This is a genomic window from Cognatiluteimonas sedimenti, from assembly GCF_022808325.1.
GTDB classification, from domain to species: Bacteria; Pseudomonadota; Gammaproteobacteria; order Xanthomonadales; family Xanthomonadaceae; genus Cognatiluteimonas; species Cognatiluteimonas sedimenti.
The window spans coordinates 272,541-287,613 of the sequence record NZ_JALGCL010000001.1 but is presented as its reverse complement, the minus strand read 5'-3'; the positions used below and the strand labels follow the sequence as shown (position 1 = coordinate 287,613).

The window sequence follows — 15,073 nt, the reverse complement described above, 5'->3', positions numbered from 1 at the left end:
CCGGACTCAATCCACGCCGTACAGCAGCCAGCGCCGGGCCGCGTCCTCGTTGCTGAACACCATCACCCGGATGCCGTGGTCTGCGGCCAGGATCTCCGCGTGCTCGTTGCCGCTCACGTCGTCGCGCAATTCGACGAACGCGATGCGGATGCCCGCGAAGCCGAATCCGGCCATCGCGCGCACGATGCTGTCGATTTCGGCAAGCTCCACCGTGTCGGCCAGGTCCTCCAGCACCAGCAGCCGCCCGGCGCGGAAGAGCCGGCATTGCTCGCCCAGCAGCTTCCACATCGCGATCGAGACCTGCAGCGAATCGGTGCCGTCGAAGACATGCGCGCGCAGGTACCCCGCTTGCGGCTCGACCTGGACCTTGAACCCCTCGCCCTGCAGCAACTGCGCCGCCATCAGGCGACCACGACCGGGATCGCGCCGATCCGCGCCTGCCATTCGCGCGGCCCGGTCTGGTGCACCGACTCGCCGCTGCTGTCGACCGCCACGGTGACCGGCATGTCCTGCACCGTGAACTCGTAGATCGCCTCCATGCCCAGGTCCTCGAAGGCGACCACGCGCGCGGCCTTGATCGCCTTGGACACGAGGTAGGCCGCGCCGCCGACCGCCATCAGGTAGGCCGACCCGTGCTTGCGGATCGCGTCGATGGCGACCGGACCGCGCTCGGCCTTGCCGACCATGCCCAGCAGGCCGGTCTGGTCGAGTACCTGTTCGGTGAACTTGTCCATGCGCGTGGCGGTGGTCGGGCCGGCCGGGCCGACGACCTCGTCGCGCACCGGGTCGACCGGGCCGACGTAATAGATGAAGCGGCCGCGCAGGTCCACGGGCAACGGCTCGCCCTTGTCGAGCATGCCGACGATGCGCTTGTGCGCGGCATCGCGTCCGGTGAGCAACCTGCCGTTGAGCAGCAGGGTCTCGCCCGGCTTCCACGAGGCCACGTCTTCCCGGGTGACCGTGTCCAGGTCGACCCGGCGCGCGTTCTGCGGGCTGTAGGTCAACTTCGGCCAATCCTCCAGCGACGGCGGTTCCAGCATCACGGGGCCGCTGCCGTCGAGGGTGAAATGCGCGTGCCGTGTCGCCGCGCAGTTGGGGATCATCGCCACCGGCAGGTTGGCGGCGTGGGTCGGATAATCCTTGACCTTGACGTCGAGCACCGTGGTCAGGCCGCCCAGGCCCTGCGCGCCGATGCCCAGCGCGTTGACCTTGTCGAACAGCTCCAGCCGCAGTTCCTCCGCGCGACTGGATGGCCCGCGTGCCTGCAGTTCGGTGATGTCGATCGCCTCCATCAGCGATTCCTTGGCCAGCAGCATCGCCTTCTCGGCGGTGCCGCCGATGCCGATGCCGAGCATCCCCGGCGGGCACCAGCCCGCACCCATGGTCGGTACCGTCTTCAGGACCCAGTCGACGATGGAATCGGACGGGTTGAGCATCGCGAACTTCGATTTCGCCTCCGAGCCGCCGCCCTTGGCCGCGACGATCACGTCCAGCGTGTTGCCCGGCACCACCTTGACGTTGACGACGCCCGGCGTGTTGTCCTTCGTGTTGATGCGCTTGCCCGCCGGATCGGCCAGCACCGACGCGCGCAGCTTGTTGTCCGGATGGTTGTAGGCGCGGCGCACGCCTTCGTGGACCATCTCCTCCACGCCCATGGTCGCGTCGTCCCAGCGCACGTCCATGCCGATCTCGAGGAACACGGTGACGATGCCGGTGTCCTGGCAGATCGGCCGATGGCCTTCTGCGCACATGCGCGAGTTGATCAGGATCTGCGCGATCGCATCGCGCGCGGCGGGCGACTGTTCGCGCTCATGGGCCGCGGCCAGCGACCTGATGTAATCGACCGGGTGGTAGTAGCTGATGTACTGCAGTGCGTCGGCGATGGACTGGATCAGGTCTTCCTGGCGGATCGACACGGGCTTGGAAGCGATAGGCGGGTTGGCGGTCACGGCAGGCCTGGCAGGCGAAAACGCCATTTTACCTGCAGCGGCGTCCCGCCCCGGGTGCGGACCCGCGGGTCGCGCCTGGCGCCGTATTCCTGGGCCGTAAATTTCGCCGGCCTCGCCGCCGCGGGTCCCGCGGATGGCGTTACACGCGGCGCTCACCGCAGCCGCGGGAGGATCCAAGTTCCTTTCCCGGAAGCCGACATGGACGCGATCACGATGTTGCGGGCCGCCGTCGCCCTGTTCGCCATCGCCGCCCTGGGCGGCCTGCTGATGGCGGGAATCCGCATGTTCGCCAGCCGCAATCCCCCGGCCTGGCTCGCGATGCTGCACGGACTGCTGGCCGGAGCGGGCGTTACGCTGCTTGCGTATGCGGCACTCGCCGTCGGCGTGCCTTCGCCCGCCGGTTGGGCGTTGCTGCTGTTCGTGGCTGCAGCGGCGGGCGGCGCGGCGATGAACCTCCTGTGGCAATGGCGGCAGCGGCCCCTGCCGGTCGGATTGATGTTGGGGCACGCCATGATCGCGGTCGTGGCTTTCCTGCTGCTGTGCGTGGCGGCGTTCTGACACCGGCCTGGATCGTGGATCCGGATCCACACCTCGCAGGTTTGTTGTGGTCCCTCCTCGGCGGCGTGATCCTGCCGTTGTGGCTGCTCGCCGGGGTCGCCGACTACGTCGTCCACGCACGCACCGGCATTGCCTATACGTCCGGCGTCCACGAATCGGCGCTGCACCTGTTGCAGACCGCCGAGATCGGAGTGCCCATGCTGGCCCTGCTGTTCCTGGAGGCGACGGCCCCGGTGCTGCTGCTCGCGCTCGCGGGTGTCGCCGCGCATACGCTCACCGCGTACCGCGACTTGCGCTGGGCGGCGCCGCGGCGCCGGATCACGGTGTTCGAGCAATTCGTGCACGCGTTCCTGGTGGTCTTGCCGCTGGCCGCGTTCGCCCTGGTGGTGTTGCTGCACTGGACGGCGTGGCGGGCCTTGTTCCCGCCCTACGGTGGCGGGCTTGGCGACTGGGGGTTGCGCTGGCGGCAGCCGCAGTTCCCGCTCGCGACGCTGGCGGCGATCCTCTCCGCGTCGATGCTGCTGGGCGTGGTGCCAGGCGTGGCCGAGTTCGGCCGTACGCTGTCGGCACGGCGTCGCGGCGATGCGCCGCCAGCGGGTTGACGCTCCCGCCATCGCGTGAACCGGCACAATGGGCGCATGCCCAGTCCCACCGCTGATTCGCCCCGCGAGCCGCAACGCCCGAGCCTGCGCGAACGCGTCGGCGCGCTGCGCAACATCCCGCCGTTCCTGCGCGAGATCTGGGCCACCAGCAAGGGGCTGACCGTGGCCAGCCTCGGCTTGCGCCTGGTGCGCGCGCTGATGCCGATCGTCACCCTCTACATCGGCAAGCTGATCATCGACGAGGCGGTACGGCTGGTCGGCAGCGGGATCGGTTTCACCGACCTGGCCGGCGCCTGGCGCGATGGCGCCCTCGACCACCTGGCGCTGCTGCTCGGCGCCGAATTCGCGCTGGCGATCGCCTCGGACCTGTTCGGGCGGATGGTGAGCTATTGCGACGGGCTGCTGTCGGAGCTGTTCACCAACGCCACCAGCATCCGCCTGATGGAGCATGCGGCGACGCTGGACCTGGAGGACTTCGAGGATCCGGACCTGCAGGACAAGCTGGACCGCGCCCGGCGCCAGACCATGGGCCGCATGAACCTGATGAGCCAGTTGTTCGGACAGGCGCAGGACGCGGTCACCGTGGTCGGCTTCGCCGCCGGCCTGCTGGTCTATGCGCCGTGGCTGATCCTGCTGCTGGCGATCGCGCTAATCCCCGCGTTCGTCGGCGAAGCGCACTTCAACGCGCTCAACTACACCCTCAACTTCGCGTGGACGCCGGAGCGACGGCAACTCGAGTACCTGCGGCAGATGGGTGCCAGCGTCGAGACCGCGAAAGAGGTCAAGATCTTCAACCTCAACCGCTTCTTCATCGCCCGCTTCCGGCAGTTGTCGGACCGCTTCTACCTCGCCAACAAAGCGCTGGCGGGGAAGCGCGCGTTCTGGGGCACCCTGCTGGCGGGGCTGGGCACGCTCGGCTACTACGTCGCCTACGCCTACATCGCGTGGCGCACGGTGCGCGGCGATTTCACCATCGGCGACCTGACCTTCCTGGCCGGCAGCTTCCGCCGCCTGCGGCAATTGCTGGAAGGCCTGCTGGTCGGCTTTTCCCAGGTCGCGGGACAGGCGCTGTACCTGGACGACCTGTACTCGTTCTTCGAGATCGTGCCGGAGATCGCGTCGCGGCCGGGCGCGATCGCGGTGCCGCAGCCGATCGCGCGCGGCTTCGTGTTCGAGAACGTCGGCTTCCGCTACCCGGATGCCGCGCGCTGGGCGCTGCGCGGGCTGGACTTCGAATTGCGGGCCGGCGAAGTGCTGGCGCTGGTGGGCGAGAACGGCGCCGGCAAGACCACGCTGGTGAAGCTGCTGGCGCGGCTGTACGACCCGGACGAAGGCCGCATCCTGCTCGACGGCCGCGACCTGCGCGAGTACGACCTCGACGACCTGCGCGCTAACATCGGCGTGATCTTCCAGGACTTCGTGCGCTACCACCTGACCGTCGGCGAGAACATCGGCGTCGGCCAGATCGACGCCATGGACGATCGCCCCCGGATCGAATCCGCGGCGCGGCGCGCAGCCGCCGACGAGGTCGTGGCCTCGCTGCCGCTGGGTTACGACCAGGTGGTCGGCCGCCGCTTCAAGACCGGCGTCGACCTGTCGGGCGGGCAATGGCAGAAGATCGCGATCGCACGCGCCTACATGCGCGATGCGCAGGTGATGATCCTCGACGAGCCCACCGCGGCGCTGGACGCGCGCAGCGAGTTCGAGGTGTTCGAGCGCTTCAAGGAGCTCTCCGACGATCGCACCGCGGTGCTGATCTCCCACCGTTTCTCCAGCGTGCGCATGGCCGACCGCATCCTGGTGCTGGCCGAAGGCCGGCTGGAAGCCTCCGGCACCCACGAGCAACTGCTGGCGCAGAGTGGGCGCTATGCGGAGTTGTTCGAACTGCAGGCGGCGGGGTATCGCTGACCTGGCCGCCGTCGGCTTCGCCGGGTTCCCGGGAAGCGGCATCAGTCGCGAGCCTGCCCGGGCACTTCAAGTCTTGCCGGATACCGAGGCCGACGCCGCTTCCGCAACGACTCCGTAACGTCGCAGGCACGATGATCCCGGTTCCAGCACGACGCATCCGGGACCTGCCACCATGCGCCAGTTCGCCACCCTCGCCTTCCTCGCCCTCGTGCTCCCGGCCTGCAGTGCGCAGCCGCCTGGCGATGCCGCCGCACCCGCGCGCCAGCAGCAAGCGGCCGCCGCCCACGACGGCATCCGCGTCACCACGATCGCCTCGGGGCTGGAACATCCCTGGGCGGTGGCATTGCTGCCCGATGGCGGCTTCCTGGTCAGCGAACGCCCGGGGCGCCTGCGCCGCATTTCCGCGGACGGCAAGGTGTCGGCCCCGCTTGCCGGCGTGCCCGAAGTCTGGGCGCAAGGCCAGGGCGGACTGCTCGACGTGGTGCTTGCGCCGGATTTCGCGCGCAGCCGACGCATCTGGTTGAGCTATGCCGAACCCGGGCCGGAAGGCAGCGCCGGCACCGCCGCCGCCTACGCGACGCTGGGCGACGACGGCCTCGCCGACGTCCACGTGGTCTATCGGCAGCTGCCCAAGCTGGTCGGCCCCAACCATTTTGGTTCGCGCATCGCCTTCGACGGCCACGGCCACGTCTTCATCAGCCAGGGCGAACGCAACCAGAAGGCGCTGGCGCAGGACCTGGAAGTCCTGCAGGGCAAACTGGTGCGGATGAACGTGGACGGCAGCCTGCCGGCAGACAATCCCTTCGCCGCAAGCCCGGGCGTGCGCCGCGCGATCTGGAGTTACGGCCACCGCAACATGCAGGGCCTGGCGGTCGATCCGCGCACCGGCACGCTGTGGGAATCCGAGCACGGCCCGCGCGGCGGCGACGAGCTCAACCTGCCCCGGGCGGGCGGGAACTACGGCTGGCCGACCATCAGCAACGGCATGGACTACGGCAGCAACAAGCCATACCCGGAAACCATCGGCACCCGCGCCCCGGGGATGGAATCGCCGCACCACGCGTGGCCGAAGTCCCCGGGGCTGAGCGGCATGGCGTTCTACACCGGCCACCCGGCCTCCCCCTGGAACGGCAGCCTGTTCCTCGGCGCGCTCGCCGACCGCAACCTGATCCGGCTCAGCCTCGACGGCAATCGCATCGTCGCCGAGGAGCGCCTGCTCGACGACCTGGGCGCCCGCATCCGCGACGTGCGCGCTGGCGCCGACGGCAACATCTACGTGCTCACCGACGAAGCCGACGGCAAGCTGCTGCGGCTGCAGCCGCCCACGCGCTAGGCGCGGCATCCGGGTATCGTTGCCGACATCCCCGCACGACGCCCCGGAGACACCAGGATGGCTTCCAGCCCCGACCGCGAAGATCGCCTTGCGATCCTGATCGATGCCGACAACAGCAACCCGGCGCGCCTGCCGCAACTGCTGGCCGAGATCGCCAAGTTCGGCAACGCCAGCGTGCGCCGCGCCTACGGCAACTGGACCTCGGGCCACCTGGGTGGCTGGAAAAGCGGGCTGCTGACGCATTCGATCCAGCCGATCCAGCAGTTCAACTACACCACCGGCAAGAACGCCACCGACAGTGCGCTGATCATCGACGCGATGGACCTGCTCTACAGCGGCCATCTCGATGGCTTCTGCATCGTCTCCAGCGACAGCGATTTCACCCGCCTGGCCGCGCGCATCCGCGAGCAGGGGCTGACCGTGTACGGCTTCGGCGAACGCAAGACGCCGCAGGCCTTCGTCGCCGCCTGCGACAAGTTCATCTACACCGAGAACCTGGGCGTGGAGGACGACATCGAAGAGGGCGGCACCGGCAAGTCCGGCAAGCCGCAGCCGCGCAAGCCGGTCCAGCTCAAGCGCGACCGCAAGCTGGATGCGCTGCTGCACGAGGCGGTCGATGCCGCCGCCGACGACAGCGGGTGGGCGCACCTGGGCGCGGTCGGCAGCAACCTGGTGCGGCTGGCTTCGGACTTCGACCCGCGCAGCTACGGCTTCCGCAAGCTCAAGGACCTGGTGGCCGCACACCCGGGTTACCTGGTCGAGGAACGCGCCAGCGCGGACGGCAAGACCGGCACGATCTACCTGCGCTCGAAGAAGTAACCTTCTCGGAGTTCGCCGGCCACGACTGCGCAGCCGTGGCGCCGAATCGCCTCAGAACAGTGCACGCTGGCCGTCGCCCGCGGCCGGATAGCGCAATACGCCATCGACCATCCGCGCATCGGGGTTGGGCGGATGCGGTTGCGTCTTGCCCGGCGCCAGCAGGTGCAGCACTTCCCAGCCGCGCGCGCTGAAGTCGTCGGCGATCAGACGCCGGTGGCAGCGCCACCACACGGCTTCGGCGCACATCACCGCGCAATGGCGCTGTCGCCCCAGCGACATGAGGCGTTCGCGCGCCAACGCGAATTCCGCCGTCGCCATGTAGTCGGCGTAACCGCGGAAGGCGGCGACCCGCCAGGCGCCATTGCCGGAGTCGGGCCGCGGTGCGCGACGACCGCCGAACTCCGGCATCGGCAGGTAGTCGATGCCGGCGGCCTGCAACGCCGGCGCCATCGCCAGCGGCGAATACTGTGGATTGCGACGCGAGCCGGCGAAGCGGCGCACGTCCACCAGGCACTCGATCGCGGGCGGGCGCAGCAGCGCGAGGAACTGGTCCCATTCGCGGGTGGAATGCCCGATCGTCCACAGCGTGCCGTGGTACGGCCCGCCTCCCGCGCGCTCGCCTGCGTGCACTTGCATCCGGCCATGATGCCGCCGCGGCGATGAAGCCGCCTTGACGCGCGCGTCGCTACGCTGCACAGGCCATGCCATCCATGCCCCGGGACGCCCCCATGACCGACCAAGCCAGCGGCCTCGCCCGCACCGCGCAGATCCTGAGTTTCCTGTTCAAGTACCGGCGCGCAGGTGTGTTCACCGGCCTGGACCTGGACGCCGCCAACCTGGATCCGGCCGCGATGCCGGAGACCGAGGGCAAGCCCGAGGAATTCGTCGACGACCTCGAGGCGCTGGGGCCGACCTTCGTCAAGGTCGGGCAGGCGCTGTCGACGCGACCCGACATGGTGCCTGCGCCTTACATCGCGGCGCTGGAACGGATGCAGGACGATGTCGCCCCGGTGCCGTTCGAGCAGATCCGCGCGGTGGTCGAGGATGCGCTGGGCGTGCGCCTGGGCAGCGCCTTCGCCCAGTTCGAGGAGCAACCGCTGGGCAGCGCGTCGCTTGCGCAAGTGCACCGCGCCACCTTGCGCGACGGGCGCATGGTCGCGGTCAAGGTGCAGCGTCCCGGCGTCGTCGAGGTCGTGCGCGCGGACCTGGACACGCTCGCCGCGCTGGCCGGCAAGGCCGACCGCATGACCGATCTAGGCCGCCGCCTGCGCTTTTCCGACTGGGTGCACGAATTCCGCCGCACCCTGCTGGCGGAGCTGGACTACCGCGCCGAAGCCGAGAACCTGGAACGCTTCGGCGAGCACCTCCGCGGCTACCCCGAGCTGGTCGTGCCCGCGCCGCTGTGGGACCTGACCGCTGCCCGGGTCCTGACGATGGAACTGGTCGCCGGCACCAAGGTCACCGAGATTTCGGGCCTGCGCAGGACCGAACAGTCGATGGTGGACCTGGCCTCGGCGCTGATGCGCGGCTACCTCGACCAGGTGTTCGTGCACGGCGAGATCCATGCCGATCCGCATCCCGGCAACCTGCTGGTCACCGACGACGGCCGCCTGGCGCTGTTCGACCTGGGCATGGTCGCGCACGTGCCGCCGAAGCTGCGCGAGCGCCTGCTCAAGCTGCTGTTCGCGGCGGTCGACGGCCGCGGCGAGGAAGTGGTGAACGAGGCGATCGCCATGGGCACGCGGCTGGAGGACTTCGACGAGGAGCGCTTCGTGCGCGAGGCCGGGCAGCTGGTTTCGCGTTACGCGGCGCATGCCGGATCGCAGTCGCTGTCCGAGGGCCGGTTGATGCTGGAGCTGGTCGGGCTGTCCACCGCCTGCGGCCTGCGCACGCCACCGGAACTCAGCCTGCTGGGCAAGACCCTGCTCAACCTGGAGCAGGTCGCCAATGCGCTCGACCCGGCGCTGGACGTCAAGGCCGTGGTCGAAACCCACCTCGAACACGTCATGCGCCAGCGACTCAAGAAGTCGCTGTCCCCCTCCAACATCGCCAGCGAGATGATCGAAGTGCAGGCGCTGCTGCGCGAAGCCCCGCGCAAGGTCTCCGACCTGCTGTCGCTGCTGGCCGAAAACCGGATGCAGGTGCGCATGACCGGCCTGGAGGAATCGCACTTGCTCGAAAGCCTGCACAAGATCGCCAACCGGATCAGTGCCGGGCTGGTGACTGCGGCGCTGATCGTCGCCTCGGCGATGATGATGCGGGTACAGACCGACACCCGGCTGCTGGGCTATCCGGCGATCGCGCTGGTGCTGTTCCTGCTCGCCGCCGGCCTCGGGGTGGCGATCGTGCTCAGCGCGATGCTGCGCGACCGCAAGCCGCGGCCGCGCGAGGAACGCGGACCGCGCTGAGGCGGCATCCGCCCGTGGTTCAGTGCGAGAACAGCACCGGCACGGTCGCCTGTTCGAACAATCCGCGGGTCACGCCGCCGAACACCTGCTGGCGGATTCGCGAATGGCCATAGCCCCCCGCCACGATCAGGTGCGCGTCGACCTGGGTGGCATGGCGCAGGATGGCGGTCGTGGTGCTGGCGCCTTCGCGTGGCAGCGAGACCACGTTGACGTTGAGTCCGTGGCGGCTGAGGTGCGTGGCGATGTCCACCCCAGGCAACTCGCCGTGCGCCGTTTCGCCGACTTTCGGGTCGACCACCACCACGTCGACGCTGCGGGCGCTGCGCAGCAAGGGCAGCGCATCGTGCAGCGCGCGGCTCGCTTCCGGAGACGGCCGCCAGGCGACCACCACCTTCTCCGGCTGCGCCACCCAGCGCGCGTTCCGCGGCACCACCATGACCGGCCGCCCGGACGCCAGCAGCAGCGAGGAAAACACCGAGCGCTCGGCCTCGGCGGCGGCGTTGGCGGTGCGTCCGTAGACCACCAGGTCGGCGTAATGGGCGTGCAGCGTGGCCACTTCCGGCGCGGTCAGCCAGATCGAATCCGACACCCGGGACTCGCTGCTGGCCGCGTGCCTGGCCAGGCAGGCGTCGACCTGCGCGCGCAGGCGCTGCGATGCCTCGCGGGCCGCCGCGGCGAGGCTCTCGTAAACGGCCTCGGGGAAATAGTTCATGGCCTCGACCATGGGCGTGATGACGCTGATGCTGACCAGGCCGGTGACGTGACCGCCCTCCCCGCCGGCCATGCCGCAGGCCAGGTCGAACGCCTCCGGGCTGACCTCGCCCAGCACCACCGGAACCAACAGATCCTTGAACATCGCGATGCCCTCCGTCGGACCATGCCACCCTAGGTGCCCCGCATTGGCGCCGCATTGACCTGCATCAATGCGGTGCCCGGTAAACGGCCGATAGTCCGTTCCCGGAAGTACCCACCGCCCGAATGGAGAAACGGCCATGCGCCCTACCCCCGGACACGCCTACGTGGGTCCCGCCAACCCGCGCTGGACCGAAACCCTGCGAGACCGTCGCCAGGTGCTGCTGCGCCCGATCGAACGCCAGGATGCCCAGGCCGAGCGCGACTTCATCCAGGCGCTCTCGCCGGAGTCGCGGCGGGCGCGATTCCTGTACCAGATGAATTCCCCGAGCCAGGCCCTGATCGACTCGCTCACGGACATCGACTACATCAACGATGTCGCGTTCATTGCCGTGGTCCACGACGACGGCCGCGACCGCATGGTCGGTGCGTGCCGCTATGCCGTGGGCTCGGATCCCGAGCAGTGCGAAGTCGCCGTGGCCGTGCTCGACGACTGGCAGGAACAAGGCCTGGGGACGGCGATGATGCGGCACCTCATCGATGTCGCCCGCGACCGCGGCATCAAGCGGATGGTGTCGGTCGACGACGCCGGGAACCTGGAAATGCGCGACCTGGCGCGCTACCTGGGCTTCCACACCAAGTCATCGGACGACGATCCGTCGCAGGTCGTGCATACGCTCGCGCTCTGAAGCCTGGCCCATCAGCCATCGGGGATCGCCATGGAACGACTCAAGGACAAGGTCTGCATCATCACCGGAGCGGCGCTTGGAATCGGCCGCGCCTGTGCGCTGCGGCTGGCCGGCGAAGGCGCGCGCGTCGCCCTGTTCGACGTCCTCGACGACGATGCCCGGGCGTTGCGCGACGAGCTGCGCGCAGCCGGGCACGATGCCGACTGCTGGCATGTCGATGTCGCCGACGAGGCCCAGGTCCGCTCCGCGATCGACGCTGTCGCCGCCTGCCAGGGCCGCATCGACGTACTGGTCAACAACGCCGGCATCGCCGGCGCCAACAAGCCGACCGACCAGATCACCGAGGCCGAATGGGACAGGGTGCAGGCGATCAACGTCAAGGGCGTGTTCTTCTGCGTCAAGCACGCGATCCCGCACATGCGTCGCGCCGGCGGCGGCAGCATCATCAACCTGTCGTCGATCTATGGCCTCGTCGGCGCCGCGGATTCGCCGCCCTACCATGCCTCCAAGGGCGCGGTGCGGTTGATGAGCAAGACCGATGCGATGCTGTACGCGGGCGAAGGGATCCGGGTCAACTCGGTGCACCCCGGCTTCATCTGGACGCCGATGGTGCAGCACCACCTGGAAGCCGGCGGCGGCGACGTCGAGGCCCTGCGCGCGCAGGTCGCGGCGCTGCACCCGCTGGGCCACCTCGGCGAGGCCGATGACATTGCCTGGGGCGTGGTCTATCTTGCCAGCGACGAATCCAAATTCGTCACCGGCAGCGAGCTGGTGATCGATGGCGGATACACCGCGCGTTGAGTCGTTTCCACGCGCCTGGCACCCAGGGAGTTCGCGATGAAGGTCCTGTTGGCGGTTGACGGCAGCAAGAACAGCGAAGCCGCTGCAAGACACGTGGTCGCGCTCGCCAGGCAGCTCGCCTCGCCGCCCGCGTTGCTGCTGGTCAACGTCGACGTGCCGCTGATGCAGGCCGCGGCGGTCAAGATGGGCGCCAGGGCCGTTGCCAGGTATCACGCAGAAAACGGGGAGTATGCGACCACCGGCGCCCGGCGCATCCTCAACCGCGCCAAGCTGGCGTTCGACACCCAGCTGCTGGTCGGCGACGCCGCCGAACAGATCGCCGCGGCCGCGACCAGGCAGCGCGTCGACCTGATCGTCATGGGCTCGCGGGGCCTGACTGCATTCAAGGGCCTGCTGCTGGGCTCGGTCGCCAGCAAGGTGCTGGCCGCCTCGTCGCTGCCGGTGACGCTGGTCCGCTGAAGCGCGGATCAGCGCAGCCACAGCCCCAGCACGAACGCCACCACCATCGCGGCCACCCCGGTAAGCACCCGCAGGCCGTAGCCGCTACCGCCGCGCAGGAACGCGAACAGCAGCTTGAGCGACGAATTGGTCACCAGCGCCGCCACCAGGGGCCAGCGCGCGGCAGCCACGTCGACCTGGCCCACCCCGACGAGTTGCGCCAGCGACGCCGCGGCTGCGTGCACGTCCGCCAGACCCGCTGCGCCCGCCGCCCAGACCAGCCCCGCATCCCCGCGCCAGGCATGCAGCACCGCCGACAGCAGCAAGGCCGCGGCGACGATCGCAACGAAGGCGAGTGCGTGCAGCGGTTCGAACGGGCGCCCGAGCCGCCCCGGCTCCATGGCCGCCGGCGTCGCCAGCGCGCGCCAGCTCCACGCCGCTGCGGCAATGATGGCGACCACGCCGCTGGCCACCAGCGGCCAGGCGATCGACTGCAGCAAGGCCGGCGAAAACGCGCCGACCACGACCGCCAACTGCAGCACAGTGCCGACATTGGACAGCAACGCCGCGCTTGCGCAGGCCGGCGCCAGGGCCGGCGTCCCACGCGATCGCTCGCCCATCGCCGCGATGGTCGCGGTGCTGGACACGAAGCCGCCCGCCAGCCCGGCCAGCGCCAGTCCGGCACGGGCGCCGAGCGCGCGCAGGGCCACGTAGCCCATCGCCTGGATGCCCATCACCAGCACCACCAGCCACCACAACCGGCGCGGATTCAACGCCTGCCACGGATCGATGGTGCGGTTGGGCAGCAGCGGCAGCACGATCGCCGCGGCCGCAGCCAGCAGCAGGATGTCGTGCAACTCCTGCGTGGTCAGCACCTGGCGGGTGAACCGATGCAGGCGCGGCTTGCTTGCCAGCACCACCGCGACCGCCACCCCAAGCCCGGCGGCCAGCACCATCCGCTGCATCGCCAGCACCCCGAGCAGGTACACCAGCAGCATCGCCGCTTCGGTCGTCAGGCCAGGGTCCTGGTCGCGGCTGTAGCGGTAGCTCGCCAGCGCGGCCAGGGCGACGAAGGCGCCCCCCACGGCTACCGCCAGCGGCCCGAGCAGCTGCGCGACCGCGCCGGTCAGTGCCAGCAGCAGGAAGGTGCGCACGCCCGCGGCCGCGCGCGTCGCGCCGTCGCCCTTGCTGCGCTCGCGCTCGATGCCGACCAGCAGGCCAATGCCGGCGGCGACCGCGATCCCGGCCAGCTCGGTGGATGGTGCAGGCATGGCGCAAGCGTGCACCGCGGCCACCTGTACTGGCAAGGCGGGTCGCAGGCCGCCGTTCGCTACAATGGCCGCCCCCTCGCGTCACCGCTGCCCGCATGTCCTCTGCCTTCGGCGCCCAAACCGTGCTGGACGTCCGTCACTGGACCGACGACTACTTCAGTTTCACCACCACCCGCGATCCCGGCCTGCGCTTCGACAGCGGGCAGTTCGTGATGCTCGGGCTTCAGGTGCCGCAGCCGGACGGTTCGCAAAAGCCGCTGTTGCGCGCCTATTCGATCGCCAGCGGCAACTGGGAAGAGCACCTCGAGTTCTTCAGCATCAAGGTGCCGGGCGGGCCGTTGACCTCGCGCCTGCAGCACATCCGACCGGGCGACGAGGTGCTGGTGGGGCGCAAGCCGACCGGGACGTTGCTGATCCACGACCTGCATCCCGGCCGCAACCTGTACCTGCTGGGTACCGGCACCGGTTTCGCGCCGTGGCTGTCGATCATCAAGGACCCCGGAACCTACGAGCGTTTCGAGACCGTGGTGCTGTGCCACGGCGTGCGCCACGAACGCGACCTGTGCTATCGCGACGACATCCTGCAACTGCTGCCACGGCACGAATACCTCGGCGACCTGGTGCGCGGGCGGCTGCGTTATTACCCCGCGGTCACGCGCGAGGACTTCATCCACGAGGGCCGTCGACACCGCGGCCGCCTTACCGACCTCATGGCCAGCGGCCAACTCGCCGCCGACCTCGGCCTGGCGCCGCTCGATCCGGCCCACGACCGGGCGATGCTGTGCGGCAGCCCGGGGATGCTGGCCGATTTCCGGGCGCTGCTGGACGGCCGCGGCTTCACCGCCGCGCCGCGGATCGGGGTGCCCGGGCACTACGTGTTCGAACGCGCCTTCGTCGAGAAGTAGCGGCAGTCGGCAAGAGCGTCCATTCGCGCGCGTCGCCGCGGTGGACAGCAGCCTGGGCCTCACCTGTTCGAACGAGCGTTTTTCGCGAGGTCGCGGCCGCGCTTCAATCGGTGCCGTGGCGCAGCCACAGCAGCGCCGAGGCCTCGTCAGGGAACACGCGCGCATCCGCGCCCTGTTCCATCGCCAGCAAGGTCCCGAGTTCATCGATGCGATGGCGCTCATGGCGTGTCTGCACCAGGGCGACGCGCAGGCCGTGCAGGTCGAGGCGGCCAAGCTGCATCACGAGCTCGCCCAGCTCTTCCTCGCTGATCACGGGGCCCTGCAGGTCGCGGATCACCAGCAGGCGCTCCAGCCCTGCCGTACGCGCGCGCAGGATGTGGTGGCGCCAGCGGCGCAGCGCGGCACCGGCGTCGCCGCCGCGTCCATGCACGCGGACCCGCAGCACGCCGGGGATCTCGCGGTCGGCCTCCATCGTGACCGGGCCGAAGTCGTCATCGCGCACGGCGGCACCGATGCCTGGGCCTGCCACGATCGCGTCGA

16 protein-coding genes are annotated in these 15,073 nt (G+C 69.6%); 10 read left to right on the top strand and 6 right to left on the bottom strand.

Annotated elements, in window-relative coordinates:
* Positions 1 to 6 precede the first annotated feature (6 nt).
* Together MQC88_RS01405 and MQC88_RS01400 are read right to left on the bottom strand one after the other, a co-directional pair.
* Positions 7 to 402 carry a hypothetical protein gene (locus MQC88_RS01405; protein ID WP_243318547.1) on the bottom strand — a complete coding sequence of 132 codons (396 nt, stop codon included), beginning with the start codon at positions 400 to 402 and terminating at the stop codon, positions 7 to 9.
* Positions 402 to 1,916: a fumarate hydratase gene (locus tag MQC88_RS01400; protein WP_243318545.1), complete on the bottom strand. Its 1,515-nt coding sequence runs from the start codon at positions 1,914 to 1,916 to the stop codon at positions 402 to 404. Before MQC88_RS01400 ends, MQC88_RS01405 begins: the two co-directional genes overlap by 1 nt.
* 231 nt (positions 1,917 to 2,147) lie before the next feature.
* On the opposite strand from MQC88_RS01400, the gene MQC88_RS01395 reads away from it, so the two are divergent.
* The 5 genes from MQC88_RS01395 to MQC88_RS01375 all read left to right on the top strand — a co-directional run bounded on the left by MQC88_RS01395 (position 2,148) and on the right by MQC88_RS01375 (position 7,169).
* Positions 2,148 to 2,507, top strand: coding sequence for a hypothetical protein (locus MQC88_RS01395; RefSeq protein WP_243318543.1), 360 nt, complete (start codon positions 2,148 to 2,150; stop codon positions 2,505 to 2,507).
* Between the two features lie 44 nt (positions 2,508 to 2,551).
* Positions 2,552 to 3,109 carry a hypothetical protein gene (locus tag MQC88_RS01390; RefSeq protein WP_243318541.1) on the top strand — a complete coding sequence of 186 codons (558 nt, stop codon included), beginning with the start codon at positions 2,552 to 2,554 and terminating at the stop codon, positions 3,107 to 3,109.
* A gap of 36 nt (positions 3,110 to 3,145) precedes the next feature.
* Complete coding sequence (locus MQC88_RS01385) at positions 3,146 to 5,017, top strand: ABC transporter ATP-binding protein (protein WP_243318538.1); 1,872 nt, start codon at positions 3,146 to 3,148, stop codon at positions 5,015 to 5,017.
* 172 nt (positions 5,018 to 5,189) lie between these two features.
* Positions 5,190 to 6,350: a PQQ-dependent sugar dehydrogenase gene (locus tag MQC88_RS01380; RefSeq protein ID WP_243318536.1), complete on the top strand. Its 1,161-nt coding sequence runs from the start codon at positions 5,190 to 5,192 to the stop codon at positions 6,348 to 6,350.
* Between the two features lie 57 nt (positions 6,351 to 6,407).
* On the top strand, positions 6,408 to 7,169 hold the full coding sequence (locus MQC88_RS01375) for an NYN domain-containing protein (protein WP_243318535.1): 762 nt from the start codon (positions 6,408 to 6,410) through the stop codon (positions 7,167 to 7,169).
* 51 nt (positions 7,170 to 7,220) lie between these two features.
* Here MQC88_RS01375 and MQC88_RS01370 read toward each other — a convergent pair whose 3' ends face one another.
* Positions 7,221 to 7,805, bottom strand: coding sequence for a DUF488 domain-containing protein (locus MQC88_RS01370; RefSeq protein WP_243318533.1), 585 nt, complete (start codon positions 7,803 to 7,805; stop codon positions 7,221 to 7,223).
* Between the two features lie 65 nt (positions 7,806 to 7,870).
* On the opposite strand from MQC88_RS01370, the gene MQC88_RS01365 reads away from it, so the two are divergent.
* Positions 7,871 to 9,577, top strand: coding sequence for an ABC1 kinase family protein (locus tag MQC88_RS01365; RefSeq protein WP_425491516.1), 1,707 nt, complete (start codon positions 7,871 to 7,873; stop codon positions 9,575 to 9,577).
* A 19-nt stretch (positions 9,578 to 9,596) separates the two neighbouring features.
* On the opposite strand, the gene MQC88_RS01360 is transcribed toward MQC88_RS01365, so the two are convergent.
* A complete protein-coding gene (locus tag MQC88_RS01360; RefSeq protein WP_243318530.1) occupies positions 9,597 to 10,433 on the bottom strand; it encodes a universal stress protein in 837 nt (278 codons plus the stop codon).
* A gap of 136 nt (positions 10,434 to 10,569) precedes the next feature.
* Between MQC88_RS01360 and MQC88_RS01355 the strand changes: the two genes are divergently transcribed.
* From MQC88_RS01355 to MQC88_RS01345, 3 genes are read left to right on the top strand one after another with little or no spacing between them, the layout of a single operon-like run.
* Entirely contained in the window at positions 10,570 to 11,118 is a 549-nt protein-coding gene (locus MQC88_RS01355) for a GNAT family N-acetyltransferase (protein WP_243318528.1), read from the top strand.
* Between the two features lie 30 nt (positions 11,119 to 11,148).
* Entirely contained in the window at positions 11,149 to 11,919 is a 771-nt protein-coding gene (locus MQC88_RS01350) for an SDR family NAD(P)-dependent oxidoreductase (RefSeq protein ID WP_243318526.1), read from the top strand.
* 36 nt (positions 11,920 to 11,955) lie between these two features.
* The gene (locus MQC88_RS01345) at positions 11,956 to 12,378 is read left to right on the top strand and encodes a universal stress protein (protein ID WP_243318524.1); all 423 of its coding nucleotides are present in this window, start codon (positions 11,956 to 11,958) and stop codon (positions 12,376 to 12,378) included.
* A gap of 8 nt (positions 12,379 to 12,386) precedes the next feature.
* Here MQC88_RS01345 and MQC88_RS01340 read toward each other — a convergent pair whose 3' ends face one another.
* Positions 12,387 to 13,628 carry an MgtC/SapB family protein gene (locus MQC88_RS01340; protein ID WP_243318522.1) on the bottom strand — a complete coding sequence of 414 codons (1,242 nt, stop codon included), beginning with the start codon at positions 13,626 to 13,628 and terminating at the stop codon, positions 12,387 to 12,389.
* A 95-nt stretch (positions 13,629 to 13,723) separates the two neighbouring features.
* On the opposite strand from MQC88_RS01340, the gene MQC88_RS01335 reads away from it, so the two are divergent.
* Entirely contained in the window at positions 13,724 to 14,533 is an 810-nt protein-coding gene (locus MQC88_RS01335) for a ferredoxin--NADP reductase (RefSeq protein WP_243318520.1), read from the top strand.
* 103 nt (positions 14,534 to 14,636) lie between these two features.
* Here MQC88_RS01335 and MQC88_RS01330 read toward each other — a convergent pair whose 3' ends face one another.
* A complete protein-coding gene (locus MQC88_RS01330; protein ID WP_243318518.1) occupies positions 14,637 to 15,062 on the bottom strand; it encodes a hypothetical protein in 426 nt (141 codons plus the stop codon).
* Positions 15,063 to 15,073 lie beyond the last annotated feature (11 nt).